At 67.9% G+C, this 23,460-nt stretch carries 29 protein-coding genes; 11 read left to right on the top strand and 18 right to left on the bottom strand.

Going from position 1 to position 23,460, the window contains the following annotated elements; genetic code table 11:
- Positions 1–55 precede the first annotated feature (55 nt).
- A complete protein-coding gene (locus ABD116_RS29775; protein ID WP_343977620.1) occupies positions 56–1,180 on the top strand; it encodes a cytochrome P450 in 1,125 nt (374 codons plus the stop codon).
- On the opposite strand, the gene ABD116_RS29770 is transcribed toward ABD116_RS29775, so the two are convergent.
- Positions 1,161–1,916 carry a class I SAM-dependent methyltransferase gene (locus ABD116_RS29770; RefSeq protein WP_343977616.1) on the bottom strand — a complete coding sequence of 252 codons (756 nt, stop codon included), beginning with the start codon at positions 1,914–1,916 and terminating at the stop codon, positions 1,161–1,163. The genes ABD116_RS29775 and ABD116_RS29770 overlap by 20 nt on opposite strands.
- A gap of 42 nt (positions 1,917–1,958) precedes the next feature.
- A complete protein-coding gene (locus tag ABD116_RS29765; protein ID WP_343977613.1) occupies positions 1,959–2,738 on the bottom strand; it encodes a sulfite exporter TauE/SafE family protein in 780 nt (259 codons plus the stop codon).
- A 110-nt stretch (positions 2,739–2,848) separates the two neighbouring features.
- Here ABD116_RS29765 and ABD116_RS29760 point away from each other — a divergent pair, with 110 nt between their 5' ends.
- Entirely contained in the window at positions 2,849–3,016 is a 168-nt protein-coding gene (locus ABD116_RS29760) for a hypothetical protein (protein WP_343977610.1), read from the top strand.
- A 77-nt stretch (positions 3,017–3,093) separates the two neighbouring features.
- Here ABD116_RS29760 and ABD116_RS29755 read toward each other — a convergent pair whose 3' ends face one another.
- Both ABD116_RS29755 and ABD116_RS29750 read right to left on the bottom strand, forming a co-directional pair.
- Positions 3,094–3,813: a DUF998 domain-containing protein gene (locus tag ABD116_RS29755; protein ID WP_343977608.1), complete on the bottom strand. Its 720-nt coding sequence runs from the start codon at positions 3,811–3,813 to the stop codon at positions 3,094–3,096.
- The gene (locus tag ABD116_RS29750) at positions 3,810–4,859 is read right to left on the bottom strand and encodes an aldo/keto reductase (protein WP_343977606.1); all 1,050 of its coding nucleotides are present in this window, start codon (positions 4,857–4,859) and stop codon (positions 3,810–3,812) included. The genes ABD116_RS29755 and ABD116_RS29750 overlap by 4 nt, the downstream gene beginning before the upstream one ends.
- Positions 4,860–4,937: 78 nt before the next feature.
- Between ABD116_RS29750 and ABD116_RS29745 the strand changes: the two genes are divergently transcribed.
- Positions 4,938–5,474 (top strand): TetR/AcrR family transcriptional regulator, encoded by a 537-nt coding sequence (locus ABD116_RS29745; RefSeq protein WP_343977604.1) that lies wholly within the window; start codon positions 4,938–4,940, stop codon positions 5,472–5,474.
- A 195-nt stretch (positions 5,475–5,669) separates the two neighbouring features.
- On the opposite strand, the gene ABD116_RS29740 is transcribed toward ABD116_RS29745, so the two are convergent.
- The 9 genes from ABD116_RS29740 to ABD116_RS29700 form a co-directional block, all read right to left on the bottom strand.
- Positions 5,670–7,433, bottom strand: a complete 1,764-nt coding sequence (locus ABD116_RS29740) for a proline--tRNA ligase (RefSeq protein WP_343977602.1) — start codon at positions 7,431–7,433, stop codon at positions 5,670–5,672.
- 100 nt (positions 7,434–7,533) lie between these two features.
- The gene (locus ABD116_RS29735) at positions 7,534–7,905 is read right to left on the bottom strand and encodes a DoxX family protein (RefSeq protein ID WP_343977599.1); all 372 of its coding nucleotides are present in this window, start codon (positions 7,903–7,905) and stop codon (positions 7,534–7,536) included.
- Between the two features lie 43 nt (positions 7,906–7,948).
- Entirely contained in the window at positions 7,949–9,274 is a 1,326-nt protein-coding gene (locus tag ABD116_RS29730; RefSeq protein ID WP_343977597.1) for a M14 family zinc carboxypeptidase, read from the bottom strand.
- Positions 9,275–9,408: 134 nt separating this feature from the next.
- Positions 9,409–10,233, bottom strand: a complete 825-nt coding sequence (locus ABD116_RS29725; protein ID WP_343977594.1) for a GNAT family N-acetyltransferase — start codon at positions 10,231–10,233, stop codon at positions 9,409–9,411.
- 48 nt (positions 10,234–10,281) lie between these two features.
- Positions 10,282–10,755, bottom strand: a complete 474-nt coding sequence (locus ABD116_RS29720; protein WP_343977591.1) for a GNAT family N-acetyltransferase — start codon at positions 10,753–10,755, stop codon at positions 10,282–10,284.
- Complete coding sequence (locus ABD116_RS29715; RefSeq protein WP_343977588.1) at positions 10,752–11,405, bottom strand: VOC family protein; 654 nt, start codon at positions 11,403–11,405, stop codon at positions 10,752–10,754. Before ABD116_RS29715 ends, ABD116_RS29720 begins: the two co-directional genes overlap by 4 nt.
- Entirely contained in the window at positions 11,398–11,556 is a 159-nt protein-coding gene (locus tag ABD116_RS29710) for a ribbon-helix-helix domain-containing protein (protein ID WP_343977584.1), read from the bottom strand. Before ABD116_RS29710 ends, ABD116_RS29715 begins: the two co-directional genes overlap by 8 nt.
- Positions 11,557–11,638: 82 nt before the next feature.
- Positions 11,639–11,974: a thioredoxin gene (gene trxA / locus ABD116_RS29705; protein ID WP_343977581.1), complete on the bottom strand. Its 336-nt coding sequence runs from the start codon at positions 11,972–11,974 to the stop codon at positions 11,639–11,641.
- Positions 11,971–12,348, bottom strand: a complete 378-nt coding sequence (locus ABD116_RS29700) for a MerR family transcriptional regulator (protein ID WP_343977579.1) — start codon at positions 12,346–12,348, stop codon at positions 11,971–11,973. The genes trxA and ABD116_RS29700 overlap by 4 nt, the downstream gene beginning before the upstream one ends.
- 53 nt (positions 12,349–12,401) lie before the next feature.
- On the opposite strand from ABD116_RS29700, the gene ABD116_RS29695 reads away from it, so the two are divergent.
- A complete protein-coding gene (locus ABD116_RS29695) occupies positions 12,402–12,902 on the top strand; it encodes an NUDIX domain-containing protein (RefSeq protein WP_343977577.1) in 501 nt (166 codons plus the stop codon).
- Here the strand turns inward: ABD116_RS29695 and ABD116_RS29690 are convergent.
- From ABD116_RS29690 to dxr, 4 genes are read right to left on the bottom strand one after another with little or no spacing between them, the layout of a single operon-like run.
- Positions 12,895–13,443, bottom strand: a complete 549-nt coding sequence (locus ABD116_RS29690; RefSeq protein WP_343977575.1) for a nucleosidase — start codon at positions 13,441–13,443, stop codon at positions 12,895–12,897. The two genes, ABD116_RS29695 and ABD116_RS29690, sit on opposite strands and share 8 nt — an antisense overlap.
- 22 nt (positions 13,444–13,465) lie before the next feature.
- On the bottom strand, positions 13,466–14,617 hold the full coding sequence (gene ispG, locus ABD116_RS29685) for a flavodoxin-dependent (E)-4-hydroxy-3-methylbut-2-enyl-diphosphate synthase (protein WP_343977573.1): 1,152 nt from the start codon (positions 14,615–14,617) through the stop codon (positions 13,466–13,468).
- A gap of 22 nt (positions 14,618–14,639) precedes the next feature.
- Positions 14,640–15,953, bottom strand: coding sequence for a M50 family metallopeptidase (locus ABD116_RS29680; RefSeq protein ID WP_343977570.1), 1,314 nt, complete (start codon positions 15,951–15,953; stop codon positions 14,640–14,642).
- Positions 15,950–17,176, bottom strand: a complete 1,227-nt coding sequence (gene dxr, locus ABD116_RS29675; protein ID WP_343977567.1) for a 1-deoxy-D-xylulose-5-phosphate reductoisomerase — start codon at positions 17,174–17,176, stop codon at positions 15,950–15,952. Before dxr ends, ABD116_RS29680 begins: the two co-directional genes overlap by 4 nt.
- A 61-nt stretch (positions 17,177–17,237) precedes the next feature.
- Between dxr and ABD116_RS29670 the strand changes: the two genes are divergently transcribed.
- The 4 genes from ABD116_RS29670 to ABD116_RS29655 all read left to right on the top strand — a co-directional run bounded on the left by ABD116_RS29670 (position 17,238) and on the right by ABD116_RS29655 (position 20,247).
- Positions 17,238–17,816 carry a DUF1707 SHOCT-like domain-containing protein gene (locus ABD116_RS29670; protein ID WP_343977559.1) on the top strand — a complete coding sequence of 193 codons (579 nt, stop codon included), beginning with the start codon at positions 17,238–17,240 and terminating at the stop codon, positions 17,814–17,816.
- An 18-nt stretch (positions 17,817–17,834) separates the two neighbouring features.
- Complete coding sequence (locus ABD116_RS29665; RefSeq protein ID WP_343977556.1) at positions 17,835–18,998, top strand: acyl-CoA dehydrogenase family protein; 1,164 nt, start codon at positions 17,835–17,837, stop codon at positions 18,996–18,998.
- A gap of 75 nt (positions 18,999–19,073) precedes the next feature.
- Positions 19,074–19,922, top strand: a complete 849-nt coding sequence (locus ABD116_RS29660; protein WP_343977553.1) for a phosphotransferase — start codon at positions 19,074–19,076, stop codon at positions 19,920–19,922.
- Between the two features lie 40 nt (positions 19,923–19,962).
- A complete protein-coding gene (locus tag ABD116_RS29655) occupies positions 19,963–20,247 on the top strand; it encodes a DUF6458 family protein (protein ID WP_343977550.1) in 285 nt (94 codons plus the stop codon).
- On the opposite strand, the gene ABD116_RS29650 is transcribed toward ABD116_RS29655, so the two are convergent.
- A complete protein-coding gene (locus tag ABD116_RS29650; protein ID WP_343977547.1) occupies positions 20,244–20,969 on the bottom strand; it encodes an SDR family oxidoreductase in 726 nt (241 codons plus the stop codon). The genes ABD116_RS29655 and ABD116_RS29650 overlap by 4 nt on opposite strands.
- A 70-nt stretch (positions 20,970–21,039) precedes the next feature.
- On the opposite strand from ABD116_RS29650, the gene ABD116_RS29645 reads away from it, so the two are divergent.
- From ABD116_RS29645 to ABD116_RS29635, 3 genes are read left to right on the top strand one after another with little or no spacing between them, the layout of a single operon-like run.
- Complete coding sequence (locus tag ABD116_RS29645; RefSeq protein WP_343977545.1) at positions 21,040–21,951, top strand: LysR family transcriptional regulator; 912 nt, start codon at positions 21,040–21,042, stop codon at positions 21,949–21,951.
- 52 nt (positions 21,952–22,003) lie between these two features.
- Entirely contained in the window at positions 22,004–22,378 is a 375-nt protein-coding gene (locus ABD116_RS29640) for a nuclear transport factor 2 family protein (protein ID WP_343977542.1), read from the top strand.
- 53 nt (positions 22,379–22,431) lie between these two features.
- On the top strand, positions 22,432–23,373 hold the full coding sequence (locus tag ABD116_RS29635; RefSeq protein ID WP_343977539.1) for a cyclase family protein: 942 nt from the start codon (positions 22,432–22,434) through the stop codon (positions 23,371–23,373).
- The last annotated feature ends 87 nt before the right edge of the window (positions 23,374–23,460 follow it).

Here is a 23,460-nt window from a genome sequence, read left to right as displayed (position 1 = left end):
TACCAGTACGTGGAGTGGTCTTAGCCAGTCGGCGGTCGTTTGTAAGCTGCTGAGCATGACTACCGTGGCCGAGCTGGAGCAGGATCCGCACCCGTACCTGGCCAGTGTGCGCCCGGTCGGGTGGAGCGATGCGCTGGGGGGCTGGGTGGTTGCCAGCCGGGCGCTGGCGATGGAGGTGATGCGGGATCCGTCGACATTCACTGTGGATGACCCGCGGTTCTCGACGGCTCAGGTGGTGGGGCCGTCGATGTTGTCGCTGGACGGTTCCGTGCATGGTGAGCACCGGGCGCCGTTCGAGCATCCGTTCAGCTTGGCGCAGACCCGGGCGCGGTTCACCTCGTTCGTCTCCGAGGAGACCGATCGGCTTGTCTCGGCGATCGCTCCGCTGGGGTCTGCCGACCTCCGGACCACGGTGGCCGGGCCGTTGTCGGTCGCGGTGGTCGCCTACTCGCTCGGGCTCGACCGGACCGATGCGGCGACCGTGCTCGACTGGTATCAGGACATCTCCTCCTCGGTCAGCGGGATCGCCGCTGGGCTGCCTGTTACCGCCGAAGGTGCTGCCGCGTTCGCCAAACTTCACCAACATGTTGCCGGGAGCATCGATCACTCGGACTCGCTGATCGCCGAGGCGGCGACTGCGGGGCTCGGGACCGACGAGGTGGTCGCCAACGCCGCCGTGCTGATGTTCGGCGGCATCGAGACGACCGAGGGCATGATCACCAATTGCCTCTGGCATCTGCTGACCAACCCGTCCCAGCTTGCTTTGGTTCTGGCAGATCCGTCGTTGATCCCGAACGCGATCGAGGAGTCACTCCGCCTGGAGCCTGCCGCGGCCGTGGTCGACCGGTATGCGACCCGCGACGTCTCGCTGGGTGGCGCTTCGGTCAAGCGTGGCGACTTCGTCAGCGTCTCGCTGGCCGGCGCCAACCGCGACCCGTCAGTGTTTCCTGATCCTGATCGGTACGACGTCCAGCGCGCGAACGCCCGTCGTCATCTCGCCTTCGCCAGCGGTCCGCACATCTGCCTGGGCATGCATCTGGCCAGGCTTGAGGCGGTCAGCGCCCTCACCGAGATCCTCACCCGGCTGCCCGACCTGCGACTCGACCCGGCCTCTCCCCCGCCGCACGGCCTGGTCTTCCGCAAGCCCACTGCGGTCAATGTCAGCTGGACGGTCGCCTGAGCAACAGGACGCCTGCAGGGAACGTGGGCACCTCGCGGTCCGGGTCGGCGTCCGCGTCGCGTTCGAACTGAGCGAATCCGCGGTCGAGTTCGTCCTCGGCGATGTGCTCGAAGGTCGAGAACGCCCGCAACTTCAGCCGCTCGTACGTCGCCCGCTGGGTCCGCGGCTCGGTGACGTCGACCCAGTGCGGCTCCTCCTCGGCTTGGAGCCCGGCCCGCGTCGCGAGGGCTCGGACCTCGTCGAAGGGCAGGTACATCTGCGCGTCGACGCGACGGGCACTGGGGAAGTACCGGTACCAGTAGAGGTCCGGCATACGGTCGCCGAACTGGGTCCGGAGGATGACGGTGCCGCCTGGGCGCAGTACCCGGTTGACCTCACGGAGGCCTTGAAGCGGGTCGGACCAGTGGTGGATCGTCAGGAAGAGCCAGACCAGATCGCAGGACGTGTCGGGCAGCGGGATCGCCTCGGCGGAGCCTTCGAGGTAGGTGACGTCGAGGTGTGCGGTCGCCTGCTCCAGCATCCGGGCCGACGGTTCGACGCCGTAGACGGGACCGCCGAAGGTGTCGGCGAGCGCCGGGGTGAAGCGGCCGATGCCGCAGCCGAGATCGAGGACCGTCAGTGGGCGGGTGGGAGGCGCGAATCCGGCGGCTGCCTGCATCCAGGTGTTCAGGCTGTCTGCGGGGAGGGCGCGTCCTTGGGCGTAGACCTGATGTAGCCGAGTGTCGTAGTCCACCATTTCCCGAGCCTAGCGATTGGGTGTTGGCCCGGCACCGGGTTTTCAGCGCGGCCAGAACACGTCGTACGCGAGGCGGAGGATCAGCGCCGAGACGACGACCAGGAAGATCACCCGGACGAAACGCGAGCCGCGGGCGACCGCGGTACGGGCGCCGAGCAGACCGCCGAGCATGTTGGCCGCGCCCATGATCAGGCCGAGCCGCCACAGCGGGGCGCCGTGGGCGGCGAAGACGAGGATGGCGCCGAGGTTCGTGGCGACGTTGGCGATCTTGGCCTTGGCGCTGGCCCGGAGGAAGTTGTAGCCCATCAGCCCGACCAGCGCGAAGATCAGGAACGAGCCGGTACCTGGGCCGACCGCGCCGTCGTAGAACCCGATCAGCAATCCGACCAGGCTGGCCGCGAGATAATGGGCCCGGCCGTCGAAGCGCAGTACGGTCGCGGAGCCGAGGTCCGGCTTGAACCAGGTGTAGAGCGCGACGCCGATCAGCAGCACGAGCACGATCGGCTTGAACCATGCCATCGGGATCTGCGTCGCCACCAACGCGCCGGCCGCCGCCCCGATCGCGGCCAGCCCGGCCAGTGGGAGGACGGTCCGCCGGTCGGGCTTGACCTTGATGCCGAAGGTGATCGCGCTGGTCGTCGTACCGAACAACGACGAGATCTTGTTGGTCGAGAGGATCTGCGCCGGCGATGCGTTCGGTAACCCCAGCAGCATGGCCGGCAACTGGATCAGCCCGCCACCACCGACCACCGCGTCGATCCAGCCGGCCGAGAACGCGGCCACCACCAAGAACACGAGCGTCCACAGCGAAATATCAGGCACTGCAACCCCGTGCGCGGCGATAATCAGTCACGGACTCCATCATCAGGTAAGCCCATTGTCCCGCTCTACCCTTACAGCCCTCGATGTGACGTAGCCCCCAAGGAGCTCCTGTGGACGAGCAGGCGAGCCCAGCCATCCAGGAACGCATCCGCTCGAGCTTCGACCGCCAGGGCCTGATGGCCCACCTGGATGCCCGCCTGTCCCACATCGGCCCCGGCCGCGTCCACATCACGCTCCCCAGCCGCCCCGAGGTGACCCAGCAACACGGCAAACCCTGATCCAGATAGACGCCCGCTGATCAGCTTTGGGCCGCGAGGCCGTGGGCGAGAAAGCTCTCGGCGGTATCTGGTTGTCCTCAGCTCGACACTCGGGCAGCGGTGGCCGCCAGGTAAGGGGACGTTTCGGGCCGTCGGGCAGCGATCAGGCCCCTGCCCAGGAGCACGTGGCCGACCATGATCGGGTAGATCGCGGAGCGTTCGAACATACCGACGTTCCACATCCAGCCGGTGAAGACGTCGACCATGAAGACCACGAAACCGACCAGGCCGGCGATGCCGAGCACGGTACTGGCGATGGAGCGTCCGCGGGTCAGGCCGATCCGGGAGCCGGTCACGCCGACGACGACCGCCATGATGTTCCCGGCGATCATCACGCCCTGGGCACCGAAGGTGTGGAAGGCGATCAGCCCGCTGTCGACGTTCGCGTTCGAGCCCTGGAAGATGCCGACGAGTGAGACACCGACGCCGGAGATGGTGGCGAGGGCAACAACCAGAATCGGGCGAACGCCCTTGCGGAGATCGAAGGTGAGAAAGGCGCCGACGATCAGGAGTACTCCGTAGAGCACCCAGCCGGTGTCCATGACCGCGCCGAGCGGAGAGTTGCCGACCTGCTGGAAGGCGACCTGGCTCGGACCGGTCAGCCCGAGGTGGCTGACCCAGTTGTAGAAGGGAGAATAGTGGGGGTCCTGCCAGGCTGCGGCGGTGACGAACTCGGCGACCCAGGAGATGAGCGGACCGAGGAAGATGAGAAGCGCTCCGGTGCGGGCCGGTGCGCCGGCCCGCAAGATGGTCTTCATCGCAGCGCCATTCCGGGGACGCGCCGGCGGATGGCTTCCAGTTCGGCCTCGTCGGAGATGCCCTGGAAGTCGTAGCGTGGCGTGTACGGAGCCTCCAGAACCTTGACGTCGTCGTCGGTGAGTTCGAGATCCAGCGACGCGACCGCTTCGTCGATCTGCTGGAGCGAGCCCGCGCCGACCAGGGGTGCGGTGACGACCGGCTGGCGTCGCAGCCAGGCGAGTGCGACCTGGGCGCGGCTGACTCCGTGCTGCTGTGCGACCTGTCCGACGGCGTCGATGATCGCGCGGTTGGACCCCTCCTCTGCAGGTGAATAGAGCATGTCCGCGTACGCGCCATCGGTCTCGGAACGCTCCGTCGTCCTAGCGTCGTCCCAGCCGCGAGCAAGGCGGCCGCGAGCCAGCGGCGACCAGATGACCGTGCCGACGCCTTCGTCGAGGCAGAGCGGGATCATCTCCCGTTCTTCCTCGCGGGCGAGCAGGTTGTAGTGGTCCTGCATCGACACGAATCGGGCCCAGCCGTTCTGCTTCTGCAGGTGCAGTGCTTTCGCGAACTCCCAGGCGTGCATGGACGACGCGCCGAGGTAGCGGACCTTGCCGGCCTTCACGAGATCGCTGAGCGCCTCGAGAGTCTCCTCCAACGGCGTGGCGTGGTCGTTGCGGTGAATCTGGTACAGGTCGATGTAGTCCGTCCCGAGCCGGCGCAGCGAGTGGTCGACCTCGGTCATCACCGCCTTACGCGACAGCCCACGGCCGTTGGGGCCGGTGCGCATCGGGTGCCGGAGCTTGGTCGCGATCACCACGTTGTCGCGGTCGGCGAAGTCCTTGAGCGCCCGGCCGAGGATCTCCTCGCTGGACCCGTTGGAGTACATGTTGGCGGTGTCGAAGAAGTTGATTCCGGCGTCCAGCGCGTGCTGGATGAGCGGTCGCGCCTCGTCCTCGCCCTTCGACCAGACGGGATGGCCGCGGTCGGGCTCGCCGTACGTCATCGCGCCGATCGCGATCGGGGACACGTCGAGGCCGGTGGTGCCGAGCTTGATGTACTGCATGATGCTCCTCTAAGCTATGCGGAGAGTTCTCCAGTTACGGTAGTGGAGAACTCTCCACTTAGCAAGAAGAGGCTGCCCATGGTCCGTTCAGACGCCCGTGAGAACCGGGCCCGCATCCTCGCGGCCGCCCGCGAGGCCTTCACCGAGGACGGCGCCACGTCGATGAACCAGGTCGCCCAGCGCGCAGGAGTCGGCGCCGGCACCCTCTACCGCAACTTCCCCACCCGGGAGACCCTGCTCCTGGCCGTCTATCAGGACGAGGTCGAACGACTCATCTCGACAGTCCCCGGCCTACTGGCCGACCTGACTCCCGTCGAGGCCCTCCGGCACTGGACCACCGACCTGGTCGAAGCGATGCGCCGCAAACACGGCCTGGGCGACGCCCTCAGCCCCACCGCCCACCAGACAATCACCGAACAGACCTACGACCCGGTCATCACCGCCATCACAACCTTGCTCGACGCAGGCAAGACCTCCGGCGCCATCCGCCCCGACGCCGACCCCGGCGACTACCTGCAACTAACGGCCGCCCTCTGGCGCACACCCCCCGGCCCCCACGACCGCTCCCCCCGCATGCTCGCCCTGATCCTCGACGGCCTCCGCCCCCAGCCGTAGCTCCCCGGCCGCCCCTTGCCGACCCTGCTGGCGGGCCGGAGCGCCATGCACGCATAACTCCCGCCAGCCCGCCCGACACGCCGCGGTAATCGCTTGCCCAAGCGGATTGGGTATGCGCCGACGACCATCGGTTGCCGCCAGCAACCAAAACCGCCGCTCCCACCCGAAGGTGGGAGCGGCGGTGGGTGGTGCGGGTCAGGCGCGGACGACTGAGACCAGGTGGTCGACGATTTCGGCGACCGGGACGTCGGTGCGGTCGCCGGAGCGGCGGTCCTTGACCTCGATGGTGCCGTCGGCCAGGCCCTTGCCCACCACGGCGATGGTGGGGACGCCGAGCAGTTCGGCGTCCTTGAACTTGACGCCGGGTGAGACCTTCTCCCGGTCGTCGTACAGCACCGTCAGGCCGCGCGACTCCAGCTCGGCGGCGATCGACGCCGCCTTCTCGAAGACCTCGGCATCCTTGCCGGTGGCAACCAGGTGGACGTCCGCGGGCGAGATCTCGCGCGGCCAGATCAGGCCGAGGTCGTCGTGGTTGCCCTCGGCGATCGCGGCGACGGCGCGGGTGACGCCGACGCCGTACGAGCCCATGGTGACCGTGACGAGCTTGCCGTTGTGGTCGAGCACCTTCAGGTCCAGCGCCTCGGCGTACTTCTTGCCGAGCTGGAAGATGTGCCCCATCTCGATCCCGCGCGCCGACGACAGCGGACCCGAACCATCGGGCGCCTCGTCACCGTCGCGCACCTCAGCCGCCTGGATCGTGCCGTCAGCGGTGAAGTCGCGCCCGTACACCAGGTTGATGACGTGGAAGCCGGTCTTGTCCGCACCCGTCACCCAGGCCGAACCCTCAGCCACACGGGGATCGAGCAGGTACCGGATCTTCGAAGTGTTCTCCGCCCCCAGCACACCCGGCCCGATGTAGCCCTTGGCCAGCGCCGGGTTCTTCTCGAAGTCCGACTCCTCGAACGCGACGACCTCGGCCGGCTCGACCTGCGCGCCCAGCCGCTTCTCGTCGAGGTTCCGGTCGCCCGGTACGCCGATGGCCAACGGCTCCCGCGTCCCGTCGGGATGCACGAGCATCACCAGCACGTTCTTCAACGTGTCAGCAGCCGTCCACTCGCGACCATCCGCCCGAGCATGCTTCGCGTTCAGCGCGTCGACCAACGTATCGATCGTCGGCGTGTCCGGAGTGTCGACAACCTCAGCAGCAGGCACGCCGGAGGCATCGACAGCCGGCGACTGCGGCACCACGACCGCCTCGACGTTCGCCGCATACCCACCCGGCGAGCGGACGAAGGTGTCCTCGCCGTTCTCCGCGATCGCCAGGAACTCCTCCGACGCCGACCCGCCCATCGCGCCCGACATCGCGGCGACGATCACGTAGTCGAAGCCGAGCCGGTCGAAGATCGCGATGTACGCCTTGCGGTGCAGCTCGTACGACGCCTGCAGCCCGTCCTGGTCGATGTCGAACGAGTACGAGTCCTTCATCACGAACTCGCGCCCGCGCAGCACGCCGGCCCGCGGCCGGGCCTCGTCGCGGTACTTGTTCTGGATCTGGTAGATCGACAGCGGCAGGTCCTTGTACGACGAGTACAGGTCCTTCACGACGAGGGTGAACATCTCCTCGTGCGTCGGCCCGAGCAGCATGTCGGCGCCCTTGCGGTCCTTGATCCGGAAGATGTTCGGCCCGTACTCGGTCCAGCGGCCGGTCGCCTCGTAGGGCTCGCGGGGCAGCAGCGCCGGGAAGACCAGCTCCTGCGCGCCGATCCGGTCCATCTCCTCGCGGACGATGTTCTCGACGTTGCGCAGCACCTTCAGGCCGAGCGGCAACCAGGTGTAGATACCGGGCGCGGCGCGACGGATGTAGCCGGCCCGGACCAGCAGCCGGTGGCTCGGGACCTCCGCGTCCGCCGGGTCCTCGCGAAGGGTGCGAAGGAACAGCGACGACATGCGCAGTATCACGGGAGTCTCCAAGCAGTGAACGAGTGGTGGAAGAACTACTGTCGGCAAAGAGGATATCCGCCGACGGGTAGTACTCTCACCACCTTTCCACAGCCCCGCCTCAGCGCCCCTCGCGGGCCGCCTTCAGCGCCGCCCGGATCAGCGGGATCTGCAGCGGCAGCCGGGCGAATCCGATCGCCCTCGCCCGCGGCCCCGCGGACCGGTTCAGGTCGAGCGCCATCTGCACGTTCGCCGGGAACACGGCGGCCAGCAGGCCCGCGCTGAGCAGGCCTGCCGGTCGCCGCGTCCGTGGGTGCAGGAGCCCGGCCGCGCAGGCGAGCTCGGCGACGCCCGAGGCGTAGACGAGTTCCTTCTTGCGCGGCAGCTGCCGCGGCACGATCCGCTCGAACGGCTCCGGCTTCACGAAATGCAGCACCCCCATGACGCCGAAAAGCACTGCCAGTCCGGTGGTGCTCCTGCTCCGTCTGCTCATGCCGACGACCTTAGCCGATCGTGTTACCCACGGGTAAGCAGTACTAAGGCAACTTCCCGTACGGCGTCGCGGCCGCGCGCGCGGCGTACAGCAGAGCCGGTTTCTGCGCCGGCCACAAGGTGCTCGTGAAGCACGCGTACGACGGGAAGAACCCGCCACAGCTCCCCGAGTCCGGCCCGATCTCGAACGTGTACGACGGTACGCCGCGAGTCCCGTAGAGCCAGTCATCCGTCGCCCCAGGCGCGAAGTACCCGACCCCGCCGTCACCGGTCGACACCGGATACCCGTTCAGCGCCCCCATCTTCTTGCCCAAGGCAACCAACGCGGCCTTGTTCGGAGCCGCCGTGTTCGTATACCCATAAGGCGCCAGGATGTCGTTGCCGAAACTGTGCAACGTCAGGAACACCCCGGTCGTGTCGGCCGCCGCAGGCTCACCGACCGCCCCCTTCGTGTCGCGGAAGATCTTGTCCAGCAACCCCTGGATCGCGATCGTCTCCGGCTCCGAAACGGCCCTCTTCCCCGGATACGTCTCGTCGCAAGGCCCACCCTGCTCCACATCCCACTGGAAGCTCGAGTTGCGATTCAGATCCACACCCGCATCAGCGGCCGGGCACCCACCCGCGGAGTTGTCGACGTTCTTGCGCTGCATCACCGGCTGCGTCGGATTCGACGCGACCACGTCGACACCATCAGGATTCGCGATCGGGATCACCCACAACTCCCGGGTGTCCAGCAACGAAGTGATCGCCGGATCCGTCCCGTACGACGAGACGAGCAGATCGATCCACTTGTACGCGATCTCCCCCGTCGCCACCTCCCGCGCGTGGATCTGGGTGTGCAGGACGAACTTCGGCTTCTTGCCAGAAGTGCTGTCCAGCGCGCAGTCGCCACTGGTCAGCTTGGTGATGCACAGAGCCTGGATGTCGTGCCCGCCCTGCCCCTTCGTCTTCTTCCACGAGTCGCCGATGTCATACAGCTTCACCAGCTCCGGGTGGGCGGCTGTGACGGCCGCATTGTGCTGCTCATGGCCCGCTGCCGTGTGGTAGCCGCCGTAGTACGTAGCACCGGCCAGGTCCGAGGCTGTGCGGATCACGGGCTGGTAGACGTTGCCGGTCTTGCCGACGAGCACGCCGCGATCGCGAAGGCGAGCAACCTCAGCAGGGGTCGCGACCAGCGTCGGGCGGGTGCCGTGGCCGTGAGTGATGTCGTAGCCGTCGCGAACCAGCTCGGCGACGGTCACCCCAGCGGGCAGTTTGAACGAGTAGTACGACGGAGTGGTGTCGACCTCGGGCTGGGGCGCGGCTGCAGAGGGGCCGGGCGCGAAGCCGGCGACGGCGATCGCGACGGAGGCCAAACCGGCCAATGACACAGCACGTCTTCGACCGGGGCGGTGGGGTGGGGGAAGCATAGACACAGCAGTTGTCCTTCGACTGGGCGGGGGCGGCGCTGTCGAACAGCCAACCTCACCACCGGTCACCGCGCCATCACATTCAGCGCTCAGCCTTAGAACAGGATCGTCGCGAAGGTCTCGATGGTCCGGAACCCCACCCGCTCGTACGCCGCTCGCGCCGGCGTATTGAACGCGTTGACATACAAGGTCACCACCGGCGAGATCTGTCGCGCGAGTTCCACCACGGCCGCCATGCCAGGAGCGGCCAGCCCCTGACCCCGTCGCTCAGGATCGACCCAGACCCCCTGGATCTGGCAGACCCCGGTGCCCACCGAGCCGATCTCCGCCTTGAACACGACCTTGCCGTCCTCGATCCGCGCAAAGGCCCGGCCGGCCCGGATCAACTCGGCGACCCGCGACCGGTAGAACGTCCCGTCCGGCCCCGTCTGCGGCGGCACACCCACTTCCTCGGTGTACATGGCGACGCACGCCGGGTACAGGATCCCCAGCTCCACCGGCTCGACCGCGCGCACGAGCGGATCCGGCGCGATCGCCGGCGGACCTTCGATCACCATGAACGGCTGCTCGTCGCGCACCTCGCGCGCCGGACCCCAGTGCGGTTCCAGTGCAGTCCACAACTGCTCGACAGCACGAGCAGGCCCGAGGATCTGGAAGCAGTTGCGGCCACGACGCAACGCGTACGCCGCGAACGCCCGCAGCGCGGCCTCCCCCGCGCCGACCGGCACCATGTTGCCGCCGGCATGGCAGAGCGCCTCGAGTTCGCCCTTCTCGACGTACCCCCAGACCTCCGCGCCGCGGCGCGGATCGAGCCCGGACGCCTGCACCAAGGAGTCGACGAAGACGTTCACGACCGGATCGCGGGCGATGACGGCCCTCGCTGCTGAGAGGTCGCGAGGACCCAGTACCCGTACGCCCACGCCGCAGAACCTAGCCGATTACCGCCGCCGTGGCGCGCAATGGGTCATCTAGAGTTCGCGAGCCATCCAAATCAGCTCGTCGCCGAGGTCCCGGTCCGGCGTACTCCGGGGCTCACCGAAACCGTTCTTGCGATAGAACCGAATCGCCTGCTCGTTGCCGACCAGTACATCCAGCAACAACTGCTCCGTCCCCACCGGCAGCGCCTCGATCGCCCCGTCCAGCAAGGCTTTCCCGACCCCGAGCCGCTGATACCCCGGCAGCACATAAAGCTTCCACATCACCCAGAAGCCGGCCTCCTGACCAAGGCCCACCATCCCCACGAGATGCTCATCGACCACCGCGACGAGGGTGATGCCTTGCGTGATGCCACGCTCGACCGCCGCCGGCGACCACCACTGCGCCAACCCGTCCGAGATGAACTCGGCCGACACCAATCCGGCGTACGCGACCGGCCAGGTCGTCAGCCCGATCTCCCGCACCGCCGCGACATCTTCCATCACGGCCCGGCGGACGCTGATCATCCGCGAATCCGCACGATCTGCCCGTCCGGATCGGCCACCGCCAATCCCCCGTCGTCCCTCGACGCGTGATATCCGGTCGCCGCAAGCCGCTCGGCAACCGCATCCAGGCTCTCCGAAGTAGTCAGCTCTATCTGTACTTCGAGAGCGCCCGCCGCCCGGAACCCCGCCAACTCGGGGTTGTCCCCACCCAGGATGCCCAGCAGCCGCTCCCAACCGGCCCGATCCGGGACGCCGAGCATCGGCGTGACCGACCACCGGGTGTCCGGATGGGCGTCGTGCAACTTGTAGCCGTACAGATCCTTGGGACGCTCGTCGATCCACAACCCGGCGCCGTCCGGCCCCTTCGCCGTCAGCACCCGCCCGAACGCCTCGTCGAAGATGCTCGCGTCCTCGAAGCCGGCCGCGTCGAGCCGGTCCAACAGCTCGTCGATGTCGTCGGCCTCGAAGGTCAGCCTGGTCTGCCCCGGCTCGCCACCGGTATCGCTGCGGGCCGCGTCGTGCAGCGCGATCATCCCGCGCCCGGCGACCATGTCGATCCAGATCCCGCTCTCCGACTCGATCCGGGACCGCAACCCCAGCGTCTCCAGGAACGCGCGCATCGCCTGCACGTCGTTGGAGAACCGCAAGGTGCGGATGACAACCTCATTCATGCCGATCCCTCTCCAGGTAGTCCGTCAGCGCCTGCTCGACCAGGGCCGACAAGCTCGTGCTCTCGTCGATCGCCTGATGCTTGATCCGCCGGATCAGGTCCGGCGACAGGTACACGTTGAACTGCGCCTTCTTGGCGGCCTCTTCGGTCATACCTAGGATGCTAGCAATCTAGCGGGCTAACAAACAAGCCCCTGGCCGAGGACGGCCAGGGGCTTGGTCGAAGCGGGATGGATCAGACGGCGGTGAGCAGCGCGTCGTCCAGTTCCTTGAGGAGCTTGGCCTTCGGGCGGGCGCCGACGACCGACCAGATCAGCTCGCCGTGGTGGAACAGCATCAGGGTCGGCAGCGCCATCACGCGGTAGTTCGAGGAGATGGCCGGGTTCTCGTCCGAGTTCACCTTCACCACGGTCAGCCGGTCGGCGCGCTCGACCGCGATCTGCTGCAGAATCGGGACGATCTGGTGGCACGGTGGGCACCACTGCGCCCAGAAATCCACCAGGACGGGCTTGTCTGCCCGTAGTACCAGCTGGTCGAAGTTCGTCTCGTCGGCCACGAGTAGTTCGGTCATCGTTGGGTCCTCCAGTTCTCGGCATCGGTCAGGAGGTCGGCCAGCTTGATCCGCAGCTCGGTCAGCTCGGCGATCCGCCGGTCGACCTCCGCGATCCGCGCCCGGTACGCCGTCAGCGACGCCGGGCAGACGTCCGCCCGGTCGTTGCCGGCCCGCAGGCACTCGATGAACGGATAGGTCTGCTCCGCCGTCAACCCGAGCGACAGCAACGCCTTCACCTCACGGACCACGATCACGTCCTCGGCGCTGTACGCCCGATACCCGTTGGCCTCCCGCCGGGGCTTCAACAGCCCCTGAGACTCGTAGTACCGCACCGCCTTGACCGTCACCCCGGCCTCAGCCGCCAAATCCCCGATCCGCATCGCGACCTCCATAACCCCGACGCTAAACCCTGCCCCCAGGGTCAAGGTCAAGTCAGACTATGCCCATGCACCTCGGCACCTTCACCCATGACCATTCGCTGGATCTCACCGGCCCGACCATCGAGCGCACCGCCGTCCGCGGTGTACTCCAGCGCGGCCGGGACCTGCTGCTGCTGAAGTCCCGGCACGGCGACTACAAGTTCCCCGGCGGCGGGGTCGAGCCGGGCGAGTCGATGCAGTCCGCCCTCCAGCGCGAGTTCCTGGAGGAATGCGGGCTCCGCGAGGTCGACGTCGGCAAGCTGCTCGGGGAGACCGTCGAGTTCGTGCGCGCCGTCGATGCGGAGTACGAGGTGTTCAAGATGACCTCGCACTACTTCACCTGTACCAGCGTGGCGACGCCGAACGCCCCACAGCAGCTCGAGGCCTACGAGGCAGAGCTGGAACTCGAGCCGTGCTGGGTCACCGTCGAGCAGGCGTTGTACGCCAATCGCGCCGTGCTCGAGAGCGGCGTCGGTGTGATGCGGTGGCTTGTCCGGGAGACCGCGGTCCTCGAGTTGCTCAGCTGAGTTCGGTGCGGAGCCAGTCGCCCAGGACCTTGGCGCTCGCGTCCACGAGGGCGGGCCAGTCCATGGCGGCCTCGTCGGCCGAGTCGGAGACGTGTTTGATCAGCCGGACCGGTACGCCGAACTGGCGGCAGGCGAAGGCGACGCCGTACGCCTCCATGTCGACCAGGTGGGCGCGCTCCGCGAGCCGTGCCTTGACGACCGGGTCGGTGACGAAGACGTCGCCCGAGGCGAGGACCGTGCCGTCGCCACCGTCGATCCGGATGGACTCCTGCGGGTCGAGGCCAATCCCGCGGATCGCCTCGGCGTTGAGGTCGTGGTTGACGACCTCGCTCGGCAGGTAGATCCCGGCCAGCCCGTCACGCAGGGCACCCGTCGTACCGACGTTCAGGACCGTGAGGTCGCTGGTGTCGCGTCCGGCCAGGGCCTGCGCGGTGATCACCGCCGCCGCGGTCTTGCCGACCCCGGTGATGACCACCGGGATGCCTTCCGGAACGTACCGGGCCTCGCCGCGCGTCGCGCTGATCACGATGTAGTCCGTCACGCGGCGAGGGTACCCGCTGGAATCAGCCGACCGTCACGGTCGGCTCGCCGCCGTCGACGGACTCGCCCATCTCCTCGGCGATCCGCAGCGCCTCCTCGATCAGGGTCTCGACGATCTTCGACTCGGGCACCGTCTTGATCACCTCGCCCTTGACGAAGATCTGGCCCTTGCCGTTGCCGGAGGCAACCCCGAGGTCGGCCTCGCGGGCCTCACCCGGTCCGTTCACGACGCAGCCCATCACGGCCACCCGCAGCGGGACCTCCATGCCCTCGAGCCCCGCGGTGACCTGCTCGGCCAGCGTGTAGACGTCGACCTGGGCGCGGCCACACGACGGGCAGGAGACGATCTCGAGCTTGCGCTCGCGCAGGTTCAGCGACTGCAGGATCTGCAGGCCGACCTTGACCTCCTCGACCGGCGGCGCGGACAGCGAGACGCGGATCGTGTCGCCGATGCCCTGGGACAGCAGCGCGCCGAACGCGACCGACGACTTGATCGTGCCCTGGAAGGCCGGCCCGGCCTCGGTGACGCCGAGGTGCAGCGGCCAGTCACCGGCCTCGGACAGCAGCTGGTACGCCTTGACCATCACGACCGGGTCGTTGTGCTTGACCGAGATCTTGAAGTCGTGGAAGTCGTGCTCCTCGAACAGCGACGCCTCCCAGACGGCCGACTCGACCAGCGCCTCGGGGGTCGCCTTGCCGTACTTCTTCAGCAGCCGCGGGTCGAGCGAGCCGGCGTTGACGCCGATCCGGATCGAGGTGCCGTGGTCCTTGGCGGCGGCCGCGATCTCCTTGACCTGGTCGTCGAACTTGCGGATGTTGCCCGGGTTCACCCGGACCGCGGCGCAGCCGGCCTCGATCGCGGCGAACACGTACTTGGGCTGGAAGTGGATGTCGGCGATCACCGGGATCTGCGAGTGCCTGGCGATCTCCGGCAGCGCGTCGGCGTCGTCCTGCGACGGGCAGGCGACCCGGACGATGTCGCAGCCCGCCGCGGTGAGCTCGGCGATCTGCTGCAGCGTCGTGTTGACGTCCGAGGTCAGCGTGGTGGTCATCGACTGCACCGACACCGGCGCGTCGCCACCGACCAGCACCTTGCCCACCTTGATCTGGCGGGTCTTGCGGCGCGGGGCGAGGGTCGGCGGAGGCAGCGCGGGCATGCCCAGGGAGATGCTCATTTTTCCTTTGTCCGGTTGAGAGTTATCCGTTGAAGAGCTTGATCGGGTTGACGATGTCGGCGACGACGAGCAGTACGCCCATCACCACGATGACGCTGGCGGCCACGTACGCGATCGGCAGCAGCTTGGCCACATCGACGTACCCGGGGTCGGGCCGGCCGAGCAGCTTGGCGAACCCGCGGCGGATGCCTTCCCAGATCGCGCCGATCATGTGGCCGCCGTCCAGCGGGAGCAGCGGGATGAAGTTGAACAGCGCGAGGAACAGGTTGAGCGAGGCGAGCAGTGAGACCAGGAAGGCGATCCGCTCGCCGCCGGTCAGGCTGTTGTTCGAGGCGACCTCGCCGGCCACCCGGCTGGCGCCGACGACGCTCATCGGGCTGTCGGCGTCGCGGTCGCCGCCGACGATCGACTTGGCCACCCCGACCAGCTTCTCCGGGAAGTTGCCGAGCGCCTTGACGGTGGCGACGGTCAGCTCGCCCATCTTGTCGACGACGAAGCCGAAGTTCTGCCGGACCACCTTCTGCTCCGGCGAGACGCCGAGGAAGCCGACCGAGACGTACTTGTCCGAGCCGGCCTTCTCCACCACCTGGTTGAGGATGGTGTTGGTGGTCAGCGTCTGCTGCTTGCCGTCGCGCTCGACCACGATGGTGGCCGGCTTGTCCGTGTTGGACCGGATCAGCGGCGTCAGGTCGTCCCAGCTCTTGATGGTGGTGCCGTTGAAGGACAGGATCTTGTCCCCGACGTGGAACCCGGCGGCCTTGGCCGGCGACTCCTTGTCGGACGGCTGGCAGACCCGGCCGGCCTTCGACGCCTCCGAGGCGGGAATCACGCAGTCGGTGACGGTGGCGACCGTGGTCTGCGCGACGTTGGCGCCGTAGAACATGAACAGCCCGGCAAACAGGAAGAACGCGATCGCGACGTTCACCAGCGGGCCGGACGCCATCACGATCAGCTTCTTCCACCAGACCTTCTGGTAGAACAGCCGGCCGTTGTCGGCGGGATCGATCGTCTCGTACTCCGCGGTGCGCGCGTTCTCCACCAGCGACTGGATCGGCCCGGTGTTGGCCTTGCGGACCTTGGTCGGGTCCTGCCCCTTGGCCGGCGGCATCATCCCGATGATCCGGACGAACCCACCCGCCGGGATCGCCTTGAAGCCGTACTCGGTCTCGCCCCGCTTGGTCGACCAGACGGTCTTGCCGAAGCCGACGAAGAACTGGGTCACCTTCATGCCGAACGCCTTGGCCGGCAGCATGTGACCCATTTCATGCAGCGCGACCGACACCAGGATGCCGATCACGAACAGCACCACGCCGACGAAAGTGAGGAGTGCGCTCATACCTGTGTGGTCTCCTGGCCCTGGTGGTCCGTGCTGCCGGTCAGTTCGCGGGCCCGGACCCGGGCCCAGGCGTCCGCGGCGAGTACGTCGTCGATGGACAGTTCCTCGTACGAGGGTACGTCGTGTTCGGTCACGATCCGGGCCACGGTGTCGACGATCCCCAGGAACGGGAGCCGGCCGCTGCGGAACGCCTCGACGCAGACCTCGTTCGCCGCGTTCAGCACGGCTGGGGCGGTACCGCCCCGCTCCCCCGCCTCACGGGCCAGCTGGACGGCCGGGAACGCCTCGTTGTCGAGCGGCTCGAACTCCCACGACGACGCCTTGGTCCAGTCGCAGCTCGGCGCGGCGTCCGGTATCCGTTCAGGCCAGCCCAGCGCGAGCGCGATCGGCAGCCGCATGTCCGGCGGCGAGGCCTGGGCGATGGTCGAGCCGTCCACGAACTCGACCATCGAGTGCACGATCGACTGCGGGTGGACGACGACCTCGATCCGGTCCATCGGGAGGCCGTAGAGCAGGTGCGCCTCGATCACCTCGAGCCCCTTGTTGATCAGGTTGGCCGAGTTGATCGTGATGACCGGGCCCATGTCCCAGGTCGGGTGGTTGGCTGCCTGCTCGGGCGTCACGTCGGTCATCTCGGCCCTCGAGCGACCACGGAAGGGGCCGCCGCTCGCGGTCACGATGAGACGGCGTACCTCGTCGGCGGTACCGGTGCGGAGGCACTGGGCGATCGCGCTGTGCTCGGAGTCGACCGGGACGATCTGGCCCGGCTTGACCCGCTTCACCACTAGCGGGCCGCCGATGACCAGCGACTCCTTGTTGGCCAGCGCGAGGGTGGTACCGGCATCCAGGGCAGCCAATGTGGGCTGCAGGCCGACAGATCCGGTGATGCCGTTCAGTACTACGTCGCACGCCATCCCGGCCAGCTCCGTCGACGCGTCCGGGCCGGTGATGATCTTCGGGATCCGGAACTGTCCCTGGGAGTAGCCGCGCTTCTGCGCCTCGGCGTAGAAGGCCAGCTGCAGGTCCTGGGTCGCGGTGGCCTTGGCGACCGCGACGACCTCGACCTCGAACTCCAGCGCCTGCTGCGCCAGCAACGCGACGTTGTCACCGCCCGCGGACAGCGCGAGCACGCGGAACCGATCCCGGTTGCGGCTGATCAGCTCGAGCGCCTGCGTACCGATCGAGCCGGTCGAACCGAGGATGACGACGGTGCGTTGATTCACGCGACCTATTGTCACAGGTATCGATCCCTGCTCGACTCCCGGCAGCGCTACCGTTGGGCTCATGAGTCTGGAACAGCCGCCGCCCGCCCGCAGGGCATCCGATCATGACCGTGAGCGCGCCGCCGCGGTGATCCAGGAAGCCCACAGTGACGGCCGGCTGGACTTCGAGGAGATGGACGAGCGGCTGACGCAGATCTACTCCGCCAAGACCGAGATCGAGTTGCGCACGGCCACTGCCGACCTGCTGCCGATCGCGCACGGCAGCAACGCGGCCGAGCTGACGATCCGCGCCAAGCACAGCGCGCAGAAGCGAGAGGGCGCCTGGGTCGTGCCCGAGCGGGTGACCGCGGTCGCCGAGCACTCGTCGGTGAAGCTCGACTTCACCGACGCGGTGATCAGCTGGCGCGAGGTGCACGTGGAGGCGCACGCCAAGCACAGCTCGGTGGTGATGGTCGTGCCGCGCGGCTGGAGCGTCGACATCGACAACGTCGACATGGTCCACAGCGCCGCCAAGAACAAGGCGACCGCCCCGGCCGCCGGCGGCGTCCGGCTGATCGTCACCGGCCAGGCCCAGCACGGCTCGATCGTCGTACGGCACCCACGCAAGCGACACTGGTGGTGGCCTTGGTACAGCAAGTGACTCCGTTAGCGTGTGCGCATGACGGTTTCGCTTGATCTTGTAGACGTCGACTCGCTGCTGACCGAAGAGGAAGTCGCGATCAGGGCGACGGCCCGGCGGTTCGCGGACGAGCAACTGCGGCCGCACCTGCCCGAGTGGTTCGAGTCGGCCAGCATCCCGGCGCGGGATCTGGCGAAGGAGCTGGGCTCGCTCGGTCTGCTGGGTATGCACCTGACGGGCTACGGCTGCGCCGGGCTGGGGCCGGTGGCTTATGGGCTGGCGTGTCTGGAGATCGAGGCGGCCGACTCGGGGATGCGGTCGCTGGTGAGCGTGCAGGGTTCGCTCGCGATGTACGCGATCTGGAAGTACGGCAGCGAAGAGCAGAAGACCGAGTGGCTGCCGCGGATGGCCGCCGGCGAGGCGATCGGCTGCTTCGGGCTGACCGAGCCGGACTTCGGGTCGAACCCGGGTGGCATGCGCACCAACGCCCGGCGCGACGGCGACGACTGGGTGCTCAACGGGTCGAAGATGTGGATCACCAACGGGTCGGTGGCCGATGTGGCGGTCGTCTGGGCGCGGACGGACGACGGGGTGCGCGGGTTCGTCGTACCGACCTCTACGGCCGGCTTCTCCGCACCGGAGATCACCCGGAAGATGTCGCTGCGGGCGTCGGTGACGTCGGAGCTGATCTTCTCGGACGTGCGGTTGCCTGCGTCGGCAATGCTGCCCGAGGCTCGTGGGCTGTCCGGGCCGCTGGGGTGTCTGAACGAGGCCCGGTTCGGGATCATCTTCGGCGCGATGGGTGCAGCGCGAGACTGTCTGGAGACGGCGGTTTCGTATGCGGCTGATCGACAGGTGTTCGACAAGCCGCTGTCGGCGTACCAGCTCACGCAGGCGAAGTTCGCCGACATGGCCGTCGAGCTGAACAAGGGCATCCTGCTGGCCGTCCACCTCGGCCGCCTCAAGGAGAAGGGCACCCTGCGCCCCGAGCAGGTCAGCGTAGGCAAGCTCAACAACGTCCGCGAAGCCATCGCCATCGCCCGCGAATGCCGCACGATCCTGGCCGCCAACGGCATCAGCGGCGAATACCCGATCATGCGCCACGCCAACAACCTCGAATCAGTCCTCACCTACGAAGGCACCTCCGAGGTCCACCAACTAGTAATAGGCCAAGCCCTAACCGGCCAATCCGCCTTCCGCTGACGACCCAGTACGCCGAGATGCCGGCCGGCCGCCGGCTCGGGCCGGCTGAGCTTCCACGGGGCTGGGCGGTGCCCGGTGCTCGTTGAGCCCCGGCTGGATCGGGCCGCCTTGCTCGACACCCTCCGGGAGCACTACGGGCTCGCCTTCGAGGCTTTGCGGTTCATCCCGGTCGGGTGGGCCTCGGCAGCGTACGAAGTACAGGCCGGTGACGACCGGTACTTCCTGAAGCTGTGGCCGGATGGGCGGGATGCAGCGGGGGCCGTGGCTCGATTGCCGTTGGTTTTACGACTGCACGAGCTCGGGTTCCGGGTGCCTTATCCGGTGGCGACTGCCGAGGGCGCGTTGTCCGCGTCCGTTGCGGCGGGGGTTGTCGCCTTGTCCCCGTTCCTGGCCGGCGTGACTCCGGCGGGCTGGCCGCGCTGGCCGTTGGCGGTGCTCGACGAGCTCGGCCGGACCGTTGCCGGACTGCACGCGGCCACTTCGAGGCTGTCCGTCGCACTGCCGACGCAGTATGTGCTCAGCCACGCCGACCTCGTCGGCGACAACATCCTCGTCGACGACGACGGCCGGATCAGCCTGCTCGACTGGGACGAGGCCTACCTCGCTCCCCCGGAGCTAGACCTCGCCATGCTGCTGCACGGCGAGCAACCTACCGATGCCGAGGCCTTCCGCCGCGCGCTAGCCGTGTACCCCAGCGACGTACCGCTCTCCGAAGACTTGTTCGCCTTCTTCCTCCTCCGCCGCTACCTGGACGACTACACAGCCCGCGTACTACGCCTGCACCAGGACGAGCTCGACCCAGCCGTGGAGGCCGACGCCCGCGACGGCCTCCGGCGGTGGGGATCTGGGCAATGGGTACACCTCGACCGGACGCTCGGGCTGATCCGTGGCGCCCTGCTTGAGAACCAGCGGATCGGGTACTGAGCGTAAGTAGACATCCACGGACAGTCACCTGGAGGTGACGATGAGGATCAACGGGGGCATTGCACTCATCGCGGTCGGGGCGATCATCGCCTTCGCCGTCCACGACACGCTGAGCGGGGTCGATCTGACCGCGGTCGGCATCATCATCATGCTCGGCGGCGCCTTCGGGCTGTGGTTCTCGTACCGGCTCGCGAACGCCAAGCACGACGAGGAGATCGAGCTGATCAAGCCGTCGGTCGAGGAGCAGTACACGACCGAGCCGCACGAGTACGCGATCCAGGAACAGATCGACGTCACCCCCAGCCACCTCCCGAAGGAGCCCTAAGCCAGACGTGCGCCGCCATCCAGGTGGAGGACCGTTCCGGTCAGGAACGGATTGGTGATGGCGCTCAGCACCGCCGCCGAAACGTCTTCGGTGGTACCGATCCGGCGGGCCGGGTTCTTCGCGGCGACATCGGCGTACATCCGCTCCTTGTCCGCGCCCATCCCGTCCCACGCACCTGAATCGATGATGCCCGGCGAGACCGCATTGACCCGGACCGGCGCCAGCTCGACCGCCAGCGCCTGAGCCAGGAACGCAACCGCTCCGTTCGTCGTCGCCGTCACGACCATGCCGGGCTTCGGCCGCCAGCCGACGATGCCGGAGAAGAGCGTCACCGAAGTCGTCGGCCGCAGATGCTTCACCAGCAGCAGCGCCCCGATCACCTTCGCGTCAAACGCCTTGGCGATCGCCTCCCGCTCCAGCTTCTCCACCGGACCCTTCGCCGGCGCGTTGGCCAGCGAGATCAGGTGCTCGACGACGACATCCCGTCGCGCCAGCTCCGTCGCCAGCTCCGCGATCGAGTCCTCGTTGCCCAGATCAACGACCGCCGTCGCCACCTCGCCGTCGATCGAGTCCGCCACCTTCTGTACTGCGTCCGCGCTGCGCCCGGTGATCGTCACCCGGGCTCCTTGGTCCAGGGCGTCCTGGGCCAGCTGCCGGCCGATGCCCGAGCCGCCCGCCACGATGAGGACCTGATTGCCGCTGAGTTCTGTCGCTGTTGTCATGCGTCCAGCCTCTGCGGATTGTGCCATCGGCACAAAGACCAGTTTTCGATACTCGCCATAGACTGCTTCTATGCCTACCTTGCGCGCCCTGGAGTGCTTCGTCGCCATCGTCGAGGCCGGGTCGATCACCCGGGCCGCCGCGTTGCTCCATCTTTCGCAGCCGTCGCTGTCGCACCAGCTCGCAATGCTCGAGAACGAACTCGGCTCGCCGCTGCTCGAACGGCTCCCCCGCGGCGTCCGGCCGACGACCGCCGGCCGGGAGGCACTACGGCATGCTCGCGCGGCTCTGGAGTCGGCCGATCGCGTAGTACAGGCTGGTCGGGCGGTGGCCACGTTGGGCGAGGGGCAGCTCCGGATCGGCTGCGCGGGCTCGATGACGGCCGGCCTCGTGGCTCCGCTGCTCCGTGCTTGGCGACGGCGTCATCCGCGGGTGCGGCTCGCCCTGCAGGAGCGCAACAGTGCCGACGCGCTCGCCTCGATGATCACCGCCGACGAGATCGACATCGCGATCGGCCCACGCCCCACCCGCTGGGACGGCGCTGTCGACCTGCTTGCTCAGGAAGAGCTGGTCATCGTCTTCAGCGCCGGCGACCCGCTCGGGGATCACCCCGGACCGGTCGCCATCAGCGCCCTCCACGGCTACCCGGTCATCCAGTACGCCGGTCCGCATGGCCTCGCGAGCTGGCTCGACGGGCTCTTCGCCGAGCATCAGGTGTCGCCCGAGGTTGTCATCCGCACCCAACAGACGACCTCGGCGCCGGCCCTTGCCGCGGCGGGGCTGGGCGCGGCCGTCGTACCGATCAGTGGGGTTCCCGCCGGGTTTGCAGGGACTGTGCATCGGCTCGATCCGCCGCAGTCGCGGGATGTCGTGGCGCTGACGGCTGGGCGGGCCGACGTACTGGTCTCGCAGTTCGTCGCGTCGGTGAAGGCGACCGGGCTGCGGGTGCCGGCGGCCGTTGCCAGGCAACTGGAGGCGGTTTAAGACTGGCTGAAGGCCGCTGCGCAGGCTGGCGTCAGAAAGGCGGGTGGTCGCGATGACCGACAAGAACCGTGCGCTACTGGAACGCCTCTGGCCGATGGACGGGCAGCTGGCGTTGTCGGCCGAGGCCGAGCACGAGCTGCGCACCGAGGACTACGTGCTGGAGATGCCGCAGTCCGGCGAACGCATCGTCGGCCGGGACAAGATGCGCGCGATGCAGCGCGAGTACCCGTCACCGCCATCGATCGTGATCCAGCGGATCACCGGCGCGGGCGACCACTTCGTCGTACTGGGCCGATCGGACTACGACGGCGAGATCTTCCACGTGGCCAACATTGTCGAGTTCCGCGACGGCCGGATCGCCCGGGAGACGCGCATCTACGGGTCGCCGTTCGAACCGCCGGCCTGGCGTTCGAAGTACGCGGAGTAGCCCTCTGGATCAATAAACTCGGCTGCCTCGTGACCTGAGGAGTCGATGCCGGGATGACGATGCCCACACAGGACGACGTACTGGCGTACTTCGACACGCTGTCGAACTGGGGCCGCTGGGGCGACGACGACGAACTCGGCACGCTGAACCTCATCACCGACGACGTCCGGCTAGCGGCGGCGCGGGCCGTCCGCCACGGCAGGAGTGTGTCGTGCGGCTGGGAGATCGCCGTACCGGAGGAGATGGAGCGGTCGACGACGGCCTGCCCGTGCGCCGCCGACATGCCAGGCGCCGAGCACATGCCGCCCGCCTTCCACGCCGACCGCCGCTGGGGCTTCTCGAACGAGCGACTCGGCATCTTCTTCCACGGCAACACGATCACCCACCTCGACTCCCCCTGCCACCTCTTCTGGGACGGCAAGATGTACAACGGCCGATCCCACTCCCTGGTCGACGGCGAGACCGGATCATCCTGGGCAGCCGTCACCGCAGCAGCGAACGGCATCACCACCCGAGGCGTCCTCCTAGACATCGCCAAGGTCCGCGACGTCCCGTGGCTGGCCCCCGGCGAAGGCGTCTTCCCCGAAGACCTAGAGGAAGCCGAACGCCGCCAAGGCGTCCGAGTGCAACCCGGCGACGCCGTACTCCTCCGCACCGGCTACGGCCGAGCCCGCCACCAGTCCGGCCCCTCCGGCGGCATCACCCAGTCCGGCTGGCACGCCTCCTGCCTCCCCTGGCTCCACGACCGAGGCGTAGCCCTGATCGGCGCCGACACCCCCCAAGACGTCCAACCCTCCGGCTACGACAACATCCTCATGCCCGTCCACGCCGTAAGCCTGGTAGCCATGGGCCTCTGGCTCCTGGACAACTGCGACCTGGAAGCCTGCGCCACCACAGCCACCGCCCTAAGCCAATGGGACTTCCAGCTATCCCTGGCCCCACTCCGCCTAGCCGGCACCTCAGGCAGCCCAGTAAACCCAATAGCCACCTTCTGACCGCCGCACCCTCGAGGCCTGAGCCCACTCCTGTGGATAACTCTCCGCCGACGCGACCTCTGACGGATACGCTCAGTTAGGAAGGAC

This window comes from Kribbella koreensis, from assembly GCF_039525325.1.
Lineage (GTDB): Bacteria > Actinomycetota > Actinomycetes > Propionibacteriales > Kribbellaceae > Kribbella > Kribbella koreensis.
Note: the sequence above shows the minus strand (reverse complement) of the source record. Positions and strands in the feature narration are given on the sequence as shown.

Coding starts and splice junctions, on each gene's coding strand:
- ABD116_RS29775 (WP_343977620.1), top strand. CDS start 56: ATGACTACCGTGGCCGAGCTGGAGCAGGATCCGCACCCGTACCTGGCC.
- ABD116_RS29770 (WP_343977616.1), bottom strand. CDS start 1,916: ATGGTGGACTACGACACTCGGCTACATCAGGTCTACGCCCAAGGACGC.
- ABD116_RS29755 (WP_343977608.1), bottom strand. CDS start 3,813: ATGAAGACCATCTTGCGGGCCGGCGCACCGGCCCGCACCGGAGCGCTT.
- ABD116_RS29750 (WP_343977606.1), bottom strand. CDS start 4,859: ATGCAGTACATCAAGCTCGGCACCACCGGCCTCGACGTGTCCCCGATC.
- ABD116_RS29745 (WP_343977604.1), top strand. CDS start 4,938: ATGGTCCGTTCAGACGCCCGTGAGAACCGGGCCCGCATCCTCGCGGCC.
- ABD116_RS29735 (WP_343977599.1), bottom strand. CDS start 7,905: ATGAGCAGACGGAGCAGGAGCACCACCGGACTGGCAGTGCTTTTCGGC.
- ABD116_RS29720 (WP_343977591.1), bottom strand. CDS start 10,755: ATGATCAGCGTCCGCCGGGCCGTGATGGAAGATGTCGCGGCGGTGCGG.
- ABD116_RS29715 (WP_343977588.1), bottom strand. CDS start 11,405: ATGAATGAGGTTGTCATCCGCACCTTGCGGTTCTCCAACGACGTGCAG.
- ABD116_RS29710 (WP_343977584.1), bottom strand. CDS start 11,556: ATGACCGAAGAGGCCGCCAAGAAGGCGCAGTTCAACGTGTACCTGTCG.
- trxA (WP_343977581.1), bottom strand. CDS start 11,974: ATGACCGAACTACTCGTGGCCGACGAGACGAACTTCGACCAGCTGGTA.
- ABD116_RS29700 (WP_343977579.1), bottom strand. CDS start 12,348: ATGGAGGTCGCGATGCGGATCGGGGATTTGGCGGCTGAGGCCGGGGTG.
- ABD116_RS29695 (WP_343977577.1), top strand. CDS start 12,402: ATGCACCTCGGCACCTTCACCCATGACCATTCGCTGGATCTCACCGGC.
- ispG (WP_343977573.1), bottom strand. CDS start 14,617: ATGAGCATCTCCCTGGGCATGCCCGCGCTGCCTCCGCCGACCCTCGCC.
- ABD116_RS29680 (WP_343977570.1), bottom strand. CDS start 15,953: ATGAGCGCACTCCTCACTTTCGTCGGCGTGGTGCTGTTCGTGATCGGC.
- ABD116_RS29670 (WP_343977559.1), top strand. CDS start 17,238: ATGAGTCTGGAACAGCCGCCGCCCGCCCGCAGGGCATCCGATCATGAC.
- ABD116_RS29665 (WP_343977556.1), top strand. CDS start 17,835: ATGACGGTTTCGCTTGATCTTGTAGACGTCGACTCGCTGCTGACCGAA.
- ABD116_RS29655 (WP_343977550.1), top strand. CDS start 19,963: ATGAGGATCAACGGGGGCATTGCACTCATCGCGGTCGGGGCGATCATC.
- ABD116_RS29650 (WP_343977547.1), bottom strand. CDS start 20,969: ATGACAACAGCGACAGAACTCAGCGGCAATCAGGTCCTCATCGTGGCG.
- ABD116_RS29645 (WP_343977545.1), top strand. CDS start 21,040: ATGCCTACCTTGCGCGCCCTGGAGTGCTTCGTCGCCATCGTCGAGGCC.
- ABD116_RS29640 (WP_343977542.1), top strand. CDS start 22,004: ATGACCGACAAGAACCGTGCGCTACTGGAACGCCTCTGGCCGATGGAC.
- ABD116_RS29635 (WP_343977539.1), top strand. CDS start 22,432: ATGACGATGCCCACACAGGACGACGTACTGGCGTACTTCGACACGCTG.